This is a genomic window from Microbacterium sp. NPDC057407 (assembly GCF_042803895.1).
GTDB lineage: Bacteria > Actinomycetota > Actinomycetes > Actinomycetales > Microbacteriaceae > Microbacterium.
The window spans coordinates 424,200-440,313 of the sequence record NZ_JBHVCA010000001.1; the positions used below are offsets into that span (position 1 = coordinate 424,200).

The window sequence follows — 16,114 nt, forward strand, 5'->3', positions numbered from 1 at the left end:
GCGCACGACACGGCGGATGCCTCGGCGTGCCGTGTCCGCGTGGCGCCCCGACTCCCGCCCGCCTGTCGCGCCACCGCTCCCACGCCCCTCGACGCGTCAAAAAGCACAGGTCACGCCGGGTTAGATTTATCGGATGGGGACGTCGAGGAGGCGCGGCATCGTCGCCGTCGTCACGGTGCTTCTGCTGGTCGCGCTCGGCGCGGGCCTGGGTGTGGTCGTCGGCGACGCGCTCGGCATCCGCACCGAGCCGGCGCAGCAGATGTCTCCGGCCGCGCCGACCGCACCCGACCTGGGTGCGGCAGTCCCCGCCCCGCGCTGGAGCACGATCGACGCCCCCGCGGGCGAGCGTTATGACGCCGCCATCGCCAGCCTGCGCGACGCCACCGCCGAAGCGCCCCGCCGAGAGGGCGAGGCGTCGCTCATCGTCGAAGCCGGCGAGGGCGACCCCGACGACGACACCTACCGGCTCACCGGCACACCGTCGGCACTTCGCATCGAGGCCGAGAGCGTGGCCGGCGCGGTCCGCGGCATCTACGACCTCGCCGCCCAGGTACGCACGTCGCAGCCCGTCGACGAGCACCTCGGTCAGGAGGTCACCTCGCGCCTGCCCTTCCGCATGGTCGACATGGGTGCCGTCGGCGTCGAGCCCGACCCGGCCGCATGGGAGAAGGGCGACGACTACTCCCACGCCTCGGAGGCGTTCGCCAACGTGCTCCTGCCCGAGGCTCCCTACATCGACGAGACCGCCCTCGACGAGGCCTTCGCCGACTTCGACGAGTTCATCCGCCACTCCCTGGCCAATGGCTACAACGCCGTCGCGTTCCCCGGTTTCATCGAGTTCGTCGCGTTCGACGAGGTCGTCGACGACGGGGGCGTCTACACACCCGGCGATGAGCACCGCGCCCAGGCGCTCGCGCTGCGCAATGCGTTCGGACCCTTCTGGCAGCACGCCGACGACCTCGGCATGAAGGTGTTCCTGCGCACCGACATGCTGACGCTGACCACCCCCCTCGAGGACTACCTGGTCGACAGGTTCGGGTCGCTCGACACCGAGAACCCCGAGCTGTGGCAGGTCTACGCCGACGGGCTCGACGAGCTCTACGCGGCAGAGCCGGCCCTCGACGGCATCCTCATCCGCATCGGCGAAGCCGGGCAGGTGTACGACGTCGAAGGATGGGACTACTACTCGCAGCTCGCTGTGCGCACCCCCGAGGCCGTGCGCGCGATGCTCGACACGCTCAGCGCGCAGGCCGAGGCATCCGATCGCGAGGTGATCTTCCGCACGTGGAGCGTCGGCGTCGGCGCCGTCGGAGACATGCACACCAACCCCGCCTCGTACGAAGAGGTGCTGGGCGGCATCGACTCGCCCGCGCTCATCGTGTCGACCAAGTACACGCTCGGCGACTTCTACAGCTGGCTGCCGCTCAACGACACCCTCGAGCAGGGCGAGCAGCGGCGCATCGTCGAGTTCCAGAGCCGGCGGGAATTCGAGAACTTCGGCGCCTTCCCGAACGACCTCGGCCGCGAGTACCAGTACGCGCTGCAGACGCTGCTCGCCGCGAACGACCGGATCGAGGGCGTCTGGGTCTGGACTCAGGACGGCGGACCGTGGCGCGCCGGCCCCATGACGCTCTACCTCAAGTCGGGGTTCTGGCAGCTGTACGAGCTCGACACGGTCGTGGCATCCGCCCTCGCCCGTGATCCCGAGACCGACGTCGCCGACGTGACCGCGGGGTGGGCGCGGCAGTGGTTCTCGGACGACCTCGCGACGGTCGCGGCGATCGTGCAGGCGATGGATGCTTCGCGCCAGGCCATCGAGCAGGGAATGTACATCGAGGCCTTCGCCGATCAGCGCGTGTTCGCGATCGGTCTCGAGCCGCCGCCCATGATGTGGATCTTCGAGTGGGACATCCTCACCGGTGACTCGGCGGTGCTCGACGTGCTCTACGCCATCTCGCGGGACGCCACCGGCGGAGACATCGATTCGGTGATCGAGGGTGGCCGCGAGGCGGTCGCGACCGTCGAGGCCATGCGCGAGGCGGTGTCGTCGACGGATGCCGCAACCTGGCGCGATCCCGCGCTGCGCGACGCATTCGTCGGCACGCTCGACTACGAGCTCGACGTGCTGCGGATGCTCGGCGCCTACCGCGCGATGATCCTCCACCAGGGGGAGTGGCACGACACCCTCTCGCCCGACGCGTACGCGGCGTGGGACGCCGACCGGGCCGAGTTCGAAGCGCTCGCCGCCGCGCACCTCGAGACCTATGAGGGGAACCTCGACTATCCGGCGTTCAACCTCACCGCGGCGCAGCTCGGGGTCGAACGGGCCGAACGCGACCTGACCATGGCGTGGATCGCCCGCGGCCTGCTCGTGCTCGCCGTCGCGTGGGTCGTGATCGGCATGCTGGCCTCGCGCACCAGTCTCGTGCGGCGCCCGGGTGCGGCGGCGGCGCGGGCAGCGTGGCTGTCGTCGACGCGGCCCTGGCGGGCGCGTGAATCGACCCTCGGGATGCTCGAGCTCGACCGCTGGCTGCTGCTCGCGGTGCCGTCCGCGCTGCTCGTCGCGACCCGAGCGGTGCAGACGTCGTTCCTCTCCTGGACGCACCTGGCCGTGGTGCTGGGGGCATGGCTGCTCTTCGCGGTGGTGGTCCGGCTGCTTCTCGGCCGTCGCTCCCCGTGGCCCGTGATCGCGGCCGTCGGCGGAGTGGTCGTGCTGCGATGCATCGTGACCCTGGTGGCGCTGTCGTTCACGGGTCCGGGCGGGTACTGGTTCGCGTTCTGGACGGAGCCCGGTCTCCGCACGCTGTACATCGCGGTCGCGTTCGCGCTGTTCGTGTGGGTGTTCGTCGCAGCCGGGTGGGCCCTCACAGCTCAGGTCGGCGCCCGCCGCGCGACGGGCTACGTGCTCGCGGCGATCGGCGCTGCGCTGGCCGTGCCGTCGGCGATCATCGGGGCGATCGGCCTCGAGACGGCGCTCAGCTTCTGGAACGACGAGATGGGGCTCCTGCCTTGGGGCCTCGCCAGGATCCTCGGCATCACGACGTACCTCGAGATCCCGCCCGAGACACCGTGGATCGCCGCGGCGGTCGGCGCCGTGCTGTTCGCGGTCGGGCTGCTGCTGGCGCTGCCCTCGCGGCGGCGGGTGGCCGCGGCATCCGCTCGTCCCTGACGTTCGCCAGGGGGCGGGTCAGTGATGCACGAGCGCGCGGGCCTCGTCGACCTGCACGATCTCCTTGCCCAGCGGCATCAGCGAGACGGGCACCAGCTTGAAGCTCGCGATGCCCAGCGGGATGCCGATGATGGTGAGGCACATCGCGACGCCCGTGAGGATGTGACCGATCGCCAGCCACCACCCGGCCAGGATCACCCACACGACGTTGCCCAGGAACGAGCCGACGCCCGAGCGCGGTTTGTCGACGACGGTTCGTCCGAAGGGCCACAGCGCGAACAGTCCGATGCGGAATGACGCGATGCCCCACGGGATCGTCAGGATCAGGATGCACAGCACCACGCCGGCGGCGACGTAGCCGAGGAACATCCAGAAGCCCGACAGCACGAGCCAGATGATGTTGAGGAGGGTGCGCATGCATAGATCATGCCAAGCGGATGCTGCGAAAGCGCGGGGGTCTTCCCCCGAACCTCCCGCCCCACCGCCGGTGTCGCCGGCCGCGCCTAGACTTGTCGGGCCATGACCGACGCCCATGCCCCCCTCATCGTCAGCGCGGATCGCGGCCCTCAGCAGGCCGGCGCGCGCCCCGACGACGACCTCCTCGCCGGACTCAACCCGCAGCAGCGTGAGGCCGTGACCTATCGCGGCCAGGCGCTGCTCATCGTCGCCGGTGCGGGGTCGGGCAAGACGAGCGTCCTCACCCGGCGCATCGCGAGCCTGCTGCGAAACAGAGAGGCGTGGCCCAGCCAGATCCTCGCGATCACCTTCACCAACAAGGCCGCGGGCGAGATGCGCGAGCGCGTCGAGAACCTCATCGGCGACTCGGCACGGGGCATGTGGATCTCGACGTTCCACTCGGCGTGCGTGCGCATCCTGCGCCGCGAGGCCGAGCAGTTCGGGTTCACGAAGTCGTTCACCATCTACGACTCCGGCGACTCCCGGGCGCTCATCAAGCGGCTCGTCAAAGAGCACGAGGCCGACGCGTTCGGACTCACGCCGGCGGCCGCACAGGGCAAGATCTCGCGCCTGAAGAACGAGCTGTCGGATGCCGAGTCCTACGCTCGCTCGGCGAACATGTCCGACCCGGCAGAGCGGGTGTTCGTCGAGCTGTTCGCGGCGTACCAGCGCGAGCTGCAGCGCGCGAACGCGTTCGACTTCGACGACCTGATCGCGCAGACGGTGTATCTCTTCCGCGCCTTCCCGCAGGTCGCCGACGTCTACCGCCGCCGGTTCCGGCACATCCTGGTCGACGAGTACCAAGACACCAACCACGCGCAGTACGCGCTCATCCACGAGCTGACGCGCCCCATCGGCAGCGGCGCCGAGCCGCAGTCGGTCGGCGGCATGATGATCTTCGAGCCCGACCCGGCCGACGATCCCGAGAAGGCGGGAGCGTCGCTCACGGTGGTCGGCGACTCCGACCAGTCGATCTACGCGTTCCGCGGCGCCGACATTCGCAACATCAGTGAGTTCGAGCGCGACTACCCGGGCGCCAAGGTCGTGCTGCTGGAGCAGAACTACCGGTCGACGCAGAACATCCTGTCGGCGGCCAACGCCGTTATCAGCAACAACTTCGACCGCAAAGACAAGAAGCTGTGGACCGATGTCGGCGCCGGCGAGCAGATCATCGGCTTCACCGGCTACTCGCAGCATGACGAAGCGCAGTTCGTGGCCGACGAGATCGAGGTGCTGCACCGCGGCGGGGTCGACTACTCCGAGATGGCGGTCTTCTACCGCACGAACTCGCAGTCGCGCGCGCTCGAAGAGATCTTCATCCGCTCGGCCGTGCCGTACAAGATCATGGGCGGCACGAAGTTCTACGAGCGCGCCGAGATCAAAGACGCCCTCGCCTACCTTGTCGCGGTCGCGAACCCCGCCGACGAGATGGCCATGCGCCGCATCATCAACAGGCCGCGACGAGGCATCGGCGACGTCACCATCGAGGCCATCGCCCGATACGCGCAAGACGAGGGCATCACCTTCCGCGACGCGCTGGCGAACTCGTCCGCGCTGAGCGTCGGGCCGAAGATCCAGGCGGCGATCGCGCACCTCGACGCGGTGCTGGCCGAGGCATCCGAGCTGATGCTCCCCTCGTCGGGCGAGCTCGCGCCGCCGACCGCCGTGGCCGAAGGCATCCAGCTCCTCTTGAACAAGAGCGGCTACTACGACGCGCTGCGCGCCAGCAAAGACGCGCAAGACGAGGCGCGCATCGAGAACCTCGACGAGCTCGTCGCCGTGGCCCGCGAGTTCGCGCGCAACAACCCCGAGGGCACCCTCCTCGACTTCCTCACCGAGGTGTCGCTCGTGTCCGACGCCGACGATCTCGAAGACGCCTCGGGTTCGGTGTCGCTCATGACGATGCACACCGCGAAGGGCCTGGAGTACGACGCGGTCTTCGTCACCGGTGTCGAGGAAGACCTCATCCCGCACCGCATCTCGGCGAACGAGCCCGGTGGCCCCCAGGAAGAACGGCGTCTCTTCTACGTCGGCATCACCCGCGCCCGCAAGCGCCTGTACCTGTCGCTCGCCATGACCCGCGCCCAGTTCGGCGAGGTCACCGTGGCGATGCCGAGCCGGTTCCTGCAGGAGATCCCCGCCGAGCTGCTCAACTGGCGCCAGTCGCCCGGCGACGTGAACTCGCGCGGCGGCACGCAGTCCCGCGCGCTCAACGCGCGACGCGGTTCGGGCTTCGGAGGGTCGGGCAACCGGTACGGCGACGACCTCGTCCCGCTGTCGCGCCGCGAGCCGACCGGCAACCTCGAGCGCTTCGCGAACAAGATCCCCGCGAAGGTGCGCGACAACGGCGACATGCAGCTGGCGCCGGGTGACCGTATCCGCCACGACGATTTCGGCGAGGGCCGCGTCGACGCGGTCACCGGCGAAGGCGCGAAGCGCGTGGCCCACGTGCGGTTCGACTCCGCCGGCCCGAAGAAGCTCCTCATCAAGATCGCGCCGATCGAGAAGCTCTAGCGCGGCTCCGCGCGAGCTCGGCGCCTTCCCCCGCGAGGGCACCGGGTTAGGCTCGATCCATGGCTCTCTTCTCGCGCAAGCCGAAAGACGACCGGTCGGATTCCGAGAGCCAGAGCATCGCCGAGCCGCCCGTCGACGCGACACCGGATGCGTCGGCCGAAGCACCCCCGGCTGATGCGACGCCGGCCGACCGCGCGCCGGCCGACCCCACCTCGACGGACCCGGCTGCGGCAGCCGCGGCATCCGTCAACATCTCCGTCACGGCATACGGCGGACTCGGGACCGCCGCCGCGGCGACCACCCCGCAGCTCCAGCCCCGCAAGAGCGCACGCGCCGCCACCAGAGTCGCCCCCCAGAATTCCGAGACCGTCGCCGGACTCCGCGACAACGTGCTGGTGCGCGAAGCGCTCGCGCGGCTCGCGGACGGCACCGCACCACAGGCGCTGCTCGACGTCGCCCGGCAGCTGCTGCAGGGGCACCTGTTCTTGCGGGTGAAGGGCGACGCACGGTCGCTGCTCGCCGAGGGGCGCGAACTGCCCCTCGCGGTCGTCACCTCGGGCGATCGGCAGTTCGCCCTCGCCTACTCGAGCGGTGCGGCGCTGCAGGCCAGCGTGCGCGCCGACGGCGATGCCGACACGTCCGCCATGGGGCAGCCGGTCCTCGCCGTGCTGCGGCATGTGCTGGCCGGTCCCTACGAGGGCCTGATCCTCGACCAGGCCTCGGATCCCGCTCGGGTGGTCGTCCCGCGTGCCCTCATCGAGAAGCTGGTCGAGAAGGTCGACGAGCAGCTCACCCTCAAGACCATCCTGGCGGGCGAACGCACCGACGACACGGCCGGCGCCGTCGCGCAGGCGCTCACGCACGTGCCGTTGTGGGTCGCGCTCGGCAAGGTCGCGGACGGGCGGCCGGGGCTCGCCGAGGGTCGCGCCGAAGACGGTTCCCGGTACCTGGAGGTCTACTCGCACCCCGTCGAGGTGGCCGTCATGGGTCGAGGCGATCAGGCGGCCGCCGTCACCGGCGCTCACCTCGCGCGGGCTCTCCAAGGCGACGCGGGCCTGACGGGTGTCGTCGTCGACCCGGCCGGCCCCTGGATCCGGCTCACCCGCGACGACCTCGCGCCGCTCCTCGCCGACGGCTGACCGGAAGGGTTGACGCACCCCTTTGCCCCGACGTAGCTTGCGGACCATCGACCGGTCGCCGGTCGCCGTGACCGAAGGAGGCTCGCCATGGGCAAAGTCGTCTCCGCGGCATCGATGTCGCTCGACGGGTTCGTGGCCCACGAGAACAACGACCCCGGCCGGCTCTTCGACTGGTACGAAGCCGGCGACGTCGAGGTGCGTACCGCCAGCGAGCCGGCGTCGTTCCACCTGACCCCGACGAGCGCCCGGTACTGGCGCGAATGGGTGGAGCAGATCGGATGCCTCGTGGTGGGCCGTCTCCTGTTCGACATCACCGACGGGTGGTCCGGAGAGCATCCGCTCGGGGTGCCGTTCGTCGTGCTGACCCACGAGGCGCCGAAGGACTGGGCGCACGCCGCGACGAGGAACGCCCACTTCGTCACAGACGGCATCGAGGCGGCGATCGCACTCGCGCAGCGGATCGCCGGCGACCGGACCGTCGCGCTCGCGGCTGGAACCGTGACCGGACAGGCACTCGCCGCCGGCCTGGTCGACGAGGTCGCGATCGACCTCGTACCGGTCGTTCTCGGCACGGGGCACCGCTACTTCGCCGACATCGACCCCGCCGCCGTGCGGCTGGGCGACCCTACGACGGTCATCGCGAGCGCGCGGGTGACGCATCTGGTGTTTCCGGTCGAGAAGTAAGGAGACGCGCCGGGCAAGAGGGCGGGCGAGGAGGTCGCTGCGGCGTGTCTCCTCGGTTTCCGACACCGACGCGCCACGAGGGAAGGGGATGCGGCATGTCGGCCGGCCCGCCTAGGGTCGAGGCATGGCGTCCGAGCGCATCACCCTGACCGTTCCCGGGCCCGACGGCGACCGCGAGGTCGGGTTGTCGAGTCCCAACCGGGTGCTCTGGCCCGAATTGGGCATCACGAAGCACGAGCTGGCCGAGTACGTCATGGCGGTGTCCGAGCCGTTCCTCACGTCCAACGGCGACCGGCCGGTGTCGCTCGAACGCTTCCCCGAGGGTGTCGACGGCGAACGGTTCTACTCGAAGAACCCGCCGAAGGGCGCCCCGTCGTTCGTCGAAGCCCAGACCGTCACCTACAACAGCGGGCGCAAGCACCCACAGCTCATCCTCACCGAGATCGCGACCGCGGTGTGGGCGGTGCAGATGAACACGATCGTGTTCCACCCGTGGGCGTCGCTGGCGTCGAACACCGACAACCCCGTCGAGCTGCGGATCGACCTCGACCCTCAACCGGGGACCGATTTCGCGGATGCCGCGGCCGTCGCACCGGCGCTGCGAGAGGTGCTCGCGGAGGCCGGCTTGACGGCGTTCCTCAAAACGAGCGGCAACCGCGGCATCCACGTGTTCTGCCCCATCGAGCCGACGCACGAGTTCCTCGACGTGCGGCATGCCGTCATCGCCGCCGGTCGTGAACTCGAACGCCGGCTGCCCGACAAGGTCACCATGAACTGGTGGAAAGAAGAACGCGGTCAGCGCATCTTCATCGACTTCAACCAGGCCAACCGCGACCGCACGATGGCCGGCGCGTACAGCCCGCGGGCGCTCCCGGGGGCGACCGTCTCGACCCCGCTCACGTGGGACGAGCTGCCGGAGGCCGATCCCGCCGCGTTCACCGTGAGGTCGATCCCGCATCGGCTCGCCGACGTGGGCGACCCCTGGGCCGGGCTGCAGAACGAACCGGGCCGCATCGACACCCTGTTGGAGTGGTGGCAGCGCGACCTCGACGCGGGGCTCGGCGAACTGCCGTTCCCGCCCGACTTCCCGAAGATGCCGGGCGAGCCGCCGCGGGTGCAGCCCAGCCGCAAGAATCCCCAGAACTGGGACTGAGCGGGCGCTGGGTCAGTCGAGCACGTCGCCGAGGTCGTACGCCGAGACGGTCTCGAGCTGGTCATAGGTGCACGACGAGGCCTCACGGTCGGGCCGCCAGCGCTCGAACTGCACCGTATGACGGAACCGCCACCCCTCGAGCTGGTCGTACCGCACCTCGAGCACCCGCTCGGGGCGCAGATGAACGAACGACGAGTCACGGTCGGGCGCAGAGAACCTCGACTTCTCGCCCTCGATCTTCACCGCCTGACCGGCTTCGTCGCGCTCGACCAGCGGCGCGAGCTCGTCGATGAGCTCGAGCCGGCGCGCGTTGCTCCACGCGGCCACACCCCCGACCGGGTACAGCTCGCCGTCGTCGTTGTAGAGACCGACCAGCAGCGAGCCCACGCCCTGCCCCGACTTGTGAATTCGGTATCCCATCGCGACCACATCGGCCGTGCGGGCGTGCTTGATCTTGAACATCGTGCGCTTGTTCGGCGCGTAGGGCTGGGCGAGCGGCTTCGCGACGACCCCGTCGAGACCGGCCCCCTCGAACTCCGACAGCCACCGCTCGGCGACACCCGGGTCGGGCGTGGTGCGGGTCACGTGCACCGGATGCGGCACCCCGCCGAGCAGGTCGACCAGCTCGGCCCGGCGCACCTCGAACGGCTCGGGCTGGAGGTCACGATCGCCGCGCGCCAGAAGGTCGAACGCGATGAACATCGCGGGCGTCGTCTCGGCGAGCATCTTCACGCGGGATGCCGCCGGGTGGATCCGCTGCGTCAGCGAATCCCAATCGAGCCGCTGCGCGCCGGGCTCGCCCTTCGGCACCACGATCTCGCCATCGACCAGGCAGGGTTCGGGGAGCAGCCGCGCGAACGCCTCGACCAGTTCGGGAAAGTACCGGGTCAGCGGTTTGGCGCCGCGGCTGCCGATCTCGACGTTCTCACCGTCCCACGACACCAGCGCCCGGAAGCCGTCCCACTTCGGCTCGAAGCTCAGGCCCCCGGGCGTCTTCGCCGGATCGGGCACGGACGGAACGGACTTCGCGAGCATCGGCGCGGGGATGACGTACGGCATGCCCCCATCCTGCCCGCACCCTCCGACCCTGTCGCGCGATCAGGACGAGACGGATGCCGCGAACAGCGCCGCGGCTTCGGCCCGGTTCGTCGCCCCGATCTTGGCGAGGATGGCCGACACGTGCACGGAGGCGGTCTTCGGGCTGATGTAGAGGCGCCGCCCGATCTGCGGATTGGTGAGCCCTTCGGCGACGAGTTCGAGCACCTGGAGCTCTCGCGGTGTGAGTGCCGCGATCGCGTCGCCGCCCGACGAGGCGGTGACGGATGCCTCGGTGAGCCCGGCATGCTGCGCGAGTTCCGCCGCCCACCGGCCCACACGGGCCACCCCGTGGCGGGGCGCGTCCGTCAGCAGCCGCTCGAGGAGCCCTGCCGCGTCGTCGCGGTTGCCCGCCTGGATGAGAGCCGCCGCGAGCCACACCTCCGCGACGTGCCGGTGCCAGACGGGAAGCCCCTCGGCGGACTCGGTCACCGCGGTCCAGGCCGCGACCCGCTCGGCGGCGGGCGCGTCCGTTCGGCCGCATGCCGCGCGCACGAACGCGGCGAAGACCGGCAACGGCCCCACCGCGGGCCACGAGTCGGCGGCGGCCAGAAGCCGCTCGCGCCTCTCGGAGTCCGCGGCCGCGTTCCCGCGCCCGGCGAGGAGAGCGGCGGCGGAGAGCGCCGCATGCCGGCCGAGCTGCGGCGACGTCGCCTGCTCGACCAGGGCGAGCAGGCCGTCGAGGGCCTCGTCGTCGGGTGCGCCGGGAGCCGAGGCCGGGCCGGCGATCGACGCATCGCCGCGGTCGATCGCCCACGACCCGTGCTTCTCGGGGAACGCGCGCAGCGAGTCGTCGATCGACGCGCGCTCGGCCGTCAGAAGCGCCGTCCGCGCCTGGGCCTCGTCGTTCCACGTGTAGTGGGTGGCGAGCAGCCGCACCACCGACCCGCGGGACTTCGCATCCGACAGCCGCTGGGCGCGCCGAGCGTAGCGCAGCGCTTCCGCGGGCCTGCCCAGAGCGAACAGCGCACGGGCGAGCGAGAACGCGATCGACATGCCGGCGCCCCGCTCAAGGCCCGCGCGCACGATCTCGGTGTAGTGCTGCTCGCCGACGACCACCGCTTCGCCGAACCGGCCGGTGCGCTGCAGCAGGTCGACGTGCGCTTCGCCGACGTAGGCGCGCAGCGCCGGGTCGAGGGTGAGCTGCGCGGCCCGTTCGATCGGCTCGATGGAGCGCGGGGCGTCGTCTTCGTCGTCGGCGATGCGCCACGCCTCGATGGTGAACGCCACCGCCAGAGCCGCGTCGTCGCCCGCTTCCTCGGCGAGGGCGATCGCCCGGGCGATGTGCTCCTTCGCCTCGTCGCCGCGCTCGGCGATCGCCAGGTTCGACAGGATCCGTGACAGGAGCACGCGCGCACGACGATCGGGGAGGTCTTCGAGCAGCCCGATCGCGGTGAGGAGGTCGTCGCGGCGGTTGCGGTGCTCGGAGTTGTAGACCTCGACGAACCGCTGCCGCAGCAGCCCCGCGCGCGTCAGCGGATCGTCGGGGCAGACCGCCAGGCCTTCGTTCGCCGATCGCAGCGCCCGTTCGGTGTCGCCCAGGTCGTGCCACGCCTGCGCCGCCTCGAGATGCAGCTGCGGGAGCGTCGTGCCCGCCCGGGCCGCGGCATCCGGCACCTGATCCCACAGCTCGGTCAGTCGCTCGGCGAGCTTCGCCGACGTCGCAGGGGAGAAGCCGGCCTGCGAGTGCGCGAGCGCGGTGACCGTCGCGTCGAAGGCGGCTGTCAGGTCTCGCGCGGCGAGCCAGTGCTCGGCGATCGCCGAGACCGTGTCGGGCGAGGGAGCCCGCGAGGCGGCGAGGTGCTCGGCATATCGGCGATGCACCCGCACCCGCTCACTGGGCAGCATCTCGCCATGCACCGCCTCTTGCGTCAGGGCGTGGCGGAACGCGTAGCCGGCCCCGTCGGCCAGCACCACGCGGGCGTCGATCGCTTCGCGCAGCGCCAGGTCGAGCGCGTGCTCGTCGAGAGGCGACACCGCGACCAGCACCTCATGGTCGGCGTGCATGCCGCCCGCCGCCATGATCCGCACCGTCTCCTGCGCCTCTTCGCTCAGCCGGGTGTAGCGGGCGAGCACGAGTTCACGCAGGGTGTCAGGGAGGCCGCGGTCGCCGAGGTCGACCAGTTCTTCGACGAGGAACGGGATGCCTCCGCTGCGCTCGGCGAGCGCCGCCACGTCGCGCGACCCTTCTGCCGTCAGCTGTGCGACCTGCTCCGCCACCTCGTCACCGTTCAGCGGCCCGATCTCGACGCGGATGATCGACCGCGTGCGGTCGAGTTCGGCGAGCACCGGCTTGAGGGGGTGATACCGGTCGATGTCGTCGGAACGGTACGTCGCAACGACCGTGAGGTGCCGGCCGCGCAGGGTGCTGGCGAGGGTCTTGAGCAGCGCGAGGGTCGAGGCATCCGCCCACTGGAGGTCTTCGATGACCACGACGAGGTGACGTTCGCGCGACAGCTGCTCGAGCACCACCTCGATCGCCTCGGCGAAGCCCCCCGCCGGGTCGTCGTCGGAGCCGCCCTCATCGGCGATGCCGGGCACGAGCGCCGCCAGGCTCGCGATGACCGCGGGCGACCCGGCGGCCTGGCGCAGCGCCTCGGTGCCCACCTCGGCGTGCAGGTCGCGCAGCACGCGACCCACCGGCCCGAACGGTGCTCCGATCGGGCCGAGATCGACGCACTGGCCGACCGCGACGACGAGGGGAAGCCCCGGGTCGCGCCGCACCGCCGCCGCGGCCAGGAACTCCTGGACCAGCCGGGTCTTTCCGATACCCGCCTCGCCGCGCACGACCACCGTGCGCGGACGGCCGGCGCGGGCGTCGTCGAATGCCTCGAAGAGGGAGTCGAGCTCGGCCCGGCGCCCGACCATGCGGGGGCTCGAGGCGAGTGCGGGCATGGTCATATGGTCGCACTTCCCTCCGACACCGTGGGGCCCAGGCCGCCCCGTCCGCTCACGACGACGGCCCGGCCAGCGCAAGACGCGAGCGCTCCGTGCCCATCCACCGCAAGAAGACGGAACGGATGCCGCGCCCCGGCTCGCCGGCGCCCTGCGACCGGCGGCGCTCGCGGTGCGATACGCGCAGGGCGTGATCGCGGTCGAGCTCGGCGGAACGCTGCAGCTGCAGACGGTACGCGGTGAAGGTCGAGGCATCCATGTCGCTCTCCTGTTCGCTGCCGGACGGCTTCGTACAGGTTCGACACTGCTCCCTAAGGGGTGGCCTTCCCATCGGGCGGATGCCCTATCTTTCCCGGCGACCGCCTCAGACCCCGCCGCTCAGGGCAGCCCGCTGGAACGTGCATGTCCCACTTCTTCGCGCCTGGGCGGGTCGCTGGCGGCGAAACTCGGGACACGTCGCGCAAACGGTGGGACACGGATCGGGAGGGCCGAGTCGAGCGAGAAAAGAAAGCGCGCCTCAGACGGTGGAGATCACGCCTCGATCGGATGCTTCGGCCGCGCCCAGCGCGCGGGCAGGTCGGGCCCGTCCCACACCTGGATGACTCCCCACGCCGCCGCGGCGATGGGCACGGCGAGCACGGCGCCGACGATGCCGCCGAGCACCGTGCCGACGGTCAGGGCGACGAGGATCACGAACGCGTGCAGCTTCATCGAGCGGCCCATGAGCACGGGCTGGAGGAAGTTGCCCTCGAGCTGATTCACCAGCACGACGACACCCACCACCAGCAGCGCATTGAACGGGCCGTTCGCCACGAGCGCGACGAGCGCCGCGAGGATGCCGGCCAGCGTCGCACCGACGATGGGGATGAAGGCCAGCAGAAAGACGAGAACCGACAGCGGGATGGCGAGCGGCACCTGCAGGATCAGCAGGCCGATGAGGATGCCGATCGCGTCGACGAAGGCGACCGTCGCCGTGCCGCGGACGTACGAGCCGAGCACGCCCACCGTCTTGTCGCCGATGCGACGCGCGCGCACGTAGCTCTCGCCGCGGAAGGGCCGCAGCAGGAACTCCCACATCTGGGGACCGTCTTTGAGGAAGAAGAACAGGATCGTCACCATCAGCACGAAGCCGGTCACGAAGTCGAGGACCTGGCCGACTCCGGCGAGTGCTCCCGAGCCGAACTGGGCGCTCGTGACGAAGTCGGTCGCGGCGGCCACCCACTCCTCGATCTGCGCAGGAGAGAGGAAGTCGAAGGGCAGCGAGTTGGCCCACTCCAGGAATTGCTGGAAGCCGTCCTCGGCCTGTGCGTACAGCTCGTCCCACTGGTCGCGGACGGCCCAGACGATGAGCCACCCGAGAAGCCCGAGGATGATCGTGATCCCGAGCAGCGTGATGACCGTCGCGAGCACTGACGGCACGCCCCGCTTCCGCATGAAGCGCATCACCGGATGGAACGCGCAGGCGAGGATCAGCGCGATGACGAGCGGGATCGTCACGAGCGTCAGCGACTGGATGGCGTAGATGATCCCGGCCGCCACCGCCACGACGACGATGATCTGCACCGCGCGGATCGAGAGCCGGCCGAAGCCGTCGGCCCACAGGCTCCACGGTGCCCGGGTCGCCCTCGGCTCGACGGTGTTCGACTCGAGGCGGATCCTCTGCGGCTCACTGCGGAACAGGCCCATGTCACGAGGCTAACGGCGAGCCCCGGCCGCGCCGCGACGGCTTGCCGGGCCGGACCGGCGCTGGTAGGGGGAGCGTGCGGCGTCAGACGAAGGCGCTCACGCCCGTGATGTCGCGCCCGATGAGCAGCGCCTGCACGCTCTCGGTCCCCTCGTAGGTGTGGATCGCCTCGATGTCGGCCATGTGCTGCATCACGCCGTTCTCGAGGAGGATCCCGTTGCCACCGAGCAGGTCGCGCGCGGTGGCGGCGATCCGTCGTGCCGCGCGGGTGTTGTGATACTTCGCCAGCGACGCCTGCGTCGGGCGCAGCCCGCCGGAGGCCTCGAGGTCGGCGAGGTGCCGGCAGTACAGCTGCATGCCGGTCAGCTCTTCGAGCATCTGCGCGAGCCGCTCCTGCACCATCTGGAATCTCGCCAGCGGCTTGCCGAACTGCACCCGCTGCTGGGCGTACGACAGGGCGGCCTCGTAGCATGCCGTGGCGTGTCCGAGCGCCGACCACGCGACGCCCGAGCGGGTCGAGTAGAGCACGGTGGAAGCATCCTTGAAGCTCTTCGTCCCCGGCAGCACCGCGTCATGGGGCACACGCACGCCGTCCAGAGTGATGAGGGCCTGATGGATGCCTCGCAGCGACGCCTTCCCGCCGATGACGGTGCCGGTGTACCCGGCGGTGTCCTGCTCGACCAGGAAGCAGCGGACGGCGCCGTGGATCTCGTCGCCTGGGGAGTCGACGCGCGCCCATACGAAGGTGATGCCTCCGGACGCGCCGTTGCCGATCCACTTCTTGGCCCCGTCGAGCACCCAATGATCGCCGTCGCGCCGGGCGACGGTCTCGAGCGAGACGGAATCCGAGCCGTGGTCGGGCTCGGTGAGAGCGAAGGAGGCGAGCACCTCGCCGCGGGCGACGGGCTTCAGCCACCTCTCCTGCTGCTCGGGGCTGCCGAAGAGAGCGAGGGTGCGCAGCGCGAGCCCGCCCTGGACGGCGATCACGGTGCCGAGCGACCCGTCGCCGCGCGACACCTCCATGTTCACCAGGCCGGCGGCCAGCGGCGAGAAGCGGGTGAGGTCGGGGTGGACGATGCCGTCGTTGAAGAGGTCGAGCTCGCCGAGGCGCATGGCGACGTCGACGGGGTACTCCGCGGCATCCCACGCCTGCTGCATGCGCGTGCCGACCTCGTCGACGTATGCCTGCGCGCGCTGCCAGACGGCGCGGTCATCGGCCGGGATGTCGGCGAACACCTGGTAGTAGTCGGTGCCGAGGCGACCGGTGACGTCGTATCGTTCGACGCCGTGGCCGGGGCGCGGGGTGAAGTCGGACATGGATCCTC

Annotated in this window: 11 protein-coding genes; 5 read left to right on the plus strand and 6 right to left on the minus strand. The window is 70.6% G+C overall.

All coding sequences use genetic code 11. The features are described 5' to 3' along the window. Positions 1-133 precede the first annotated feature (133 nt). Positions 134-3,169, plus strand: a complete 3,036-nt coding sequence (locus tag ACFUTX_RS02105) for a hypothetical protein (RefSeq protein WP_378860536.1) — start codon at positions 134-136, stop codon at positions 3,167-3,169. Positions 3,170-3,187: 18 nt separating this feature from the next. Here ACFUTX_RS02105 and ACFUTX_RS02110 read toward each other — a convergent pair whose 3' ends face one another. After that, entirely contained in the window at positions 3,188-3,586 is a 399-nt protein-coding gene (locus tag ACFUTX_RS02110) for a YccF domain-containing protein (RefSeq protein ID WP_378860537.1), read from the minus strand. 102 nt (positions 3,587-3,688) lie between these two features. Between ACFUTX_RS02110 and ACFUTX_RS02115 the strand changes: the two genes are divergently transcribed. The 4 genes from ACFUTX_RS02115 to ligD all read left to right on the plus strand — a co-directional run bounded on the left by ACFUTX_RS02115 (position 3,689) and on the right by ligD (position 9,115). Next, positions 3,689-6,139, plus strand: coding sequence for an ATP-dependent helicase (locus ACFUTX_RS02115; RefSeq protein WP_378860538.1), 2,451 nt, complete (start codon positions 3,689-3,691; stop codon positions 6,137-6,139). 59 nt (positions 6,140-6,198) lie between these two features. Beyond that, positions 6,199-7,278 carry an SseB family protein gene (locus ACFUTX_RS02120; RefSeq protein ID WP_378860539.1) on the plus strand — a complete coding sequence of 360 codons (1,080 nt, stop codon included), beginning with the start codon at positions 6,199-6,201 and terminating at the stop codon, positions 7,276-7,278. An 87-nt stretch (positions 7,279-7,365) separates the two neighbouring features. Further along, positions 7,366-7,962: a dihydrofolate reductase family protein gene (locus ACFUTX_RS02125; RefSeq protein WP_378860540.1), complete on the plus strand. Its 597-nt coding sequence runs from the start codon at positions 7,366-7,368 to the stop codon at positions 7,960-7,962. 124 nt (positions 7,963-8,086) lie between these two features. Continuing rightward, positions 8,087-9,115, plus strand: a complete 1,029-nt coding sequence (gene ligD / locus ACFUTX_RS02130; RefSeq protein ID WP_378860541.1) for a non-homologous end-joining DNA ligase — start codon at positions 8,087-8,089, stop codon at positions 9,113-9,115. A gap of 12 nt (positions 9,116-9,127) precedes the next feature. Here the strand turns inward: ligD and ACFUTX_RS02135 are convergent, their stop codons facing one another. The 5 genes from ACFUTX_RS02135 to ACFUTX_RS02155 form a co-directional block, all read right to left on the minus strand. Continuing rightward, positions 9,128-10,174: an ATP-dependent DNA ligase gene (locus ACFUTX_RS02135; RefSeq protein ID WP_378860542.1), complete on the minus strand. Its 1,047-nt coding sequence runs from the start codon at positions 10,172-10,174 to the stop codon at positions 9,128-9,130. A gap of 39 nt (positions 10,175-10,213) precedes the next feature. Beyond that, positions 10,214-13,105 (minus strand): ATP-binding protein, encoded by a 2,892-nt coding sequence (locus tag ACFUTX_RS02140; RefSeq protein ID WP_378860543.1) that lies wholly within the window; start codon positions 13,103-13,105, stop codon positions 10,214-10,216. 55 nt (positions 13,106-13,160) lie between these two features. Beyond that, on the minus strand, positions 13,161-13,364 hold the full coding sequence (locus ACFUTX_RS02145) for a hypothetical protein (protein WP_378860544.1): 204 nt from the start codon (positions 13,362-13,364) through the stop codon (positions 13,161-13,163). Between the two features lie 272 nt (positions 13,365-13,636). Beyond that, complete coding sequence (locus ACFUTX_RS02150) at positions 13,637-14,791, minus strand: AI-2E family transporter (RefSeq protein ID WP_378860545.1); 1,155 nt, start codon at positions 14,789-14,791, stop codon at positions 13,637-13,639. A gap of 82 nt (positions 14,792-14,873) precedes the next feature. Continuing rightward, entirely contained in the window at positions 14,874-16,106 is a 1,233-nt protein-coding gene (locus tag ACFUTX_RS02155) for an acyl-CoA dehydrogenase family protein (protein ID WP_378860546.1), read from the minus strand. Between the last annotated feature and the right edge of the window lie 8 nt (positions 16,107-16,114).

Coding starts and splice junctions, on each gene's coding strand:
- ACFUTX_RS02135 (WP_378860542.1), bottom strand. CDS start 10,174: ATGCCGTACGTCATCCCCGCGCCGATGCTCGCGAAGTCCGTTCCGTCC.
- ACFUTX_RS02110 (WP_378860537.1), bottom strand. CDS start 3,586: ATGCGCACCCTCCTCAACATCATCTGGCTCGTGCTGTCGGGCTTCTGG.
- ACFUTX_RS02140 (WP_378860543.1), bottom strand. CDS start 13,105: ATGCCCGCACTCGCCTCGAGCCCCCGCATGGTCGGGCGCCGGGCCGAG.
- ACFUTX_RS02120 (WP_378860539.1), top strand. CDS start 6,199: ATGGCTCTCTTCTCGCGCAAGCCGAAAGACGACCGGTCGGATTCCGAG.
- ACFUTX_RS02145 (WP_378860544.1), bottom strand. CDS start 13,364: ATGGATGCCTCGACCTTCACCGCGTACCGTCTGCAGCTGCAGCGTTCC.
- ligD (WP_378860541.1), top strand. CDS start 8,087: ATGGCGTCCGAGCGCATCACCCTGACCGTTCCCGGGCCCGACGGCGAC.
- ACFUTX_RS02105 (WP_378860536.1), top strand. CDS start 134: ATGGGGACGTCGAGGAGGCGCGGCATCGTCGCCGTCGTCACGGTGCTT.
- ACFUTX_RS02115 (WP_378860538.1), top strand. CDS start 3,689: ATGACCGACGCCCATGCCCCCCTCATCGTCAGCGCGGATCGCGGCCCT.
- ACFUTX_RS02150 (WP_378860545.1), bottom strand. CDS start 14,791: ATGGGCCTGTTCCGCAGTGAGCCGCAGAGGATCCGCCTCGAGTCGAAC.
- ACFUTX_RS02155 (WP_378860546.1), bottom strand. CDS start 16,106: ATGTCCGACTTCACCCCGCGCCCCGGCCACGGCGTCGAACGATACGAC.
- ACFUTX_RS02125 (WP_378860540.1), top strand. CDS start 7,366: ATGGGCAAAGTCGTCTCCGCGGCATCGATGTCGCTCGACGGGTTCGTG.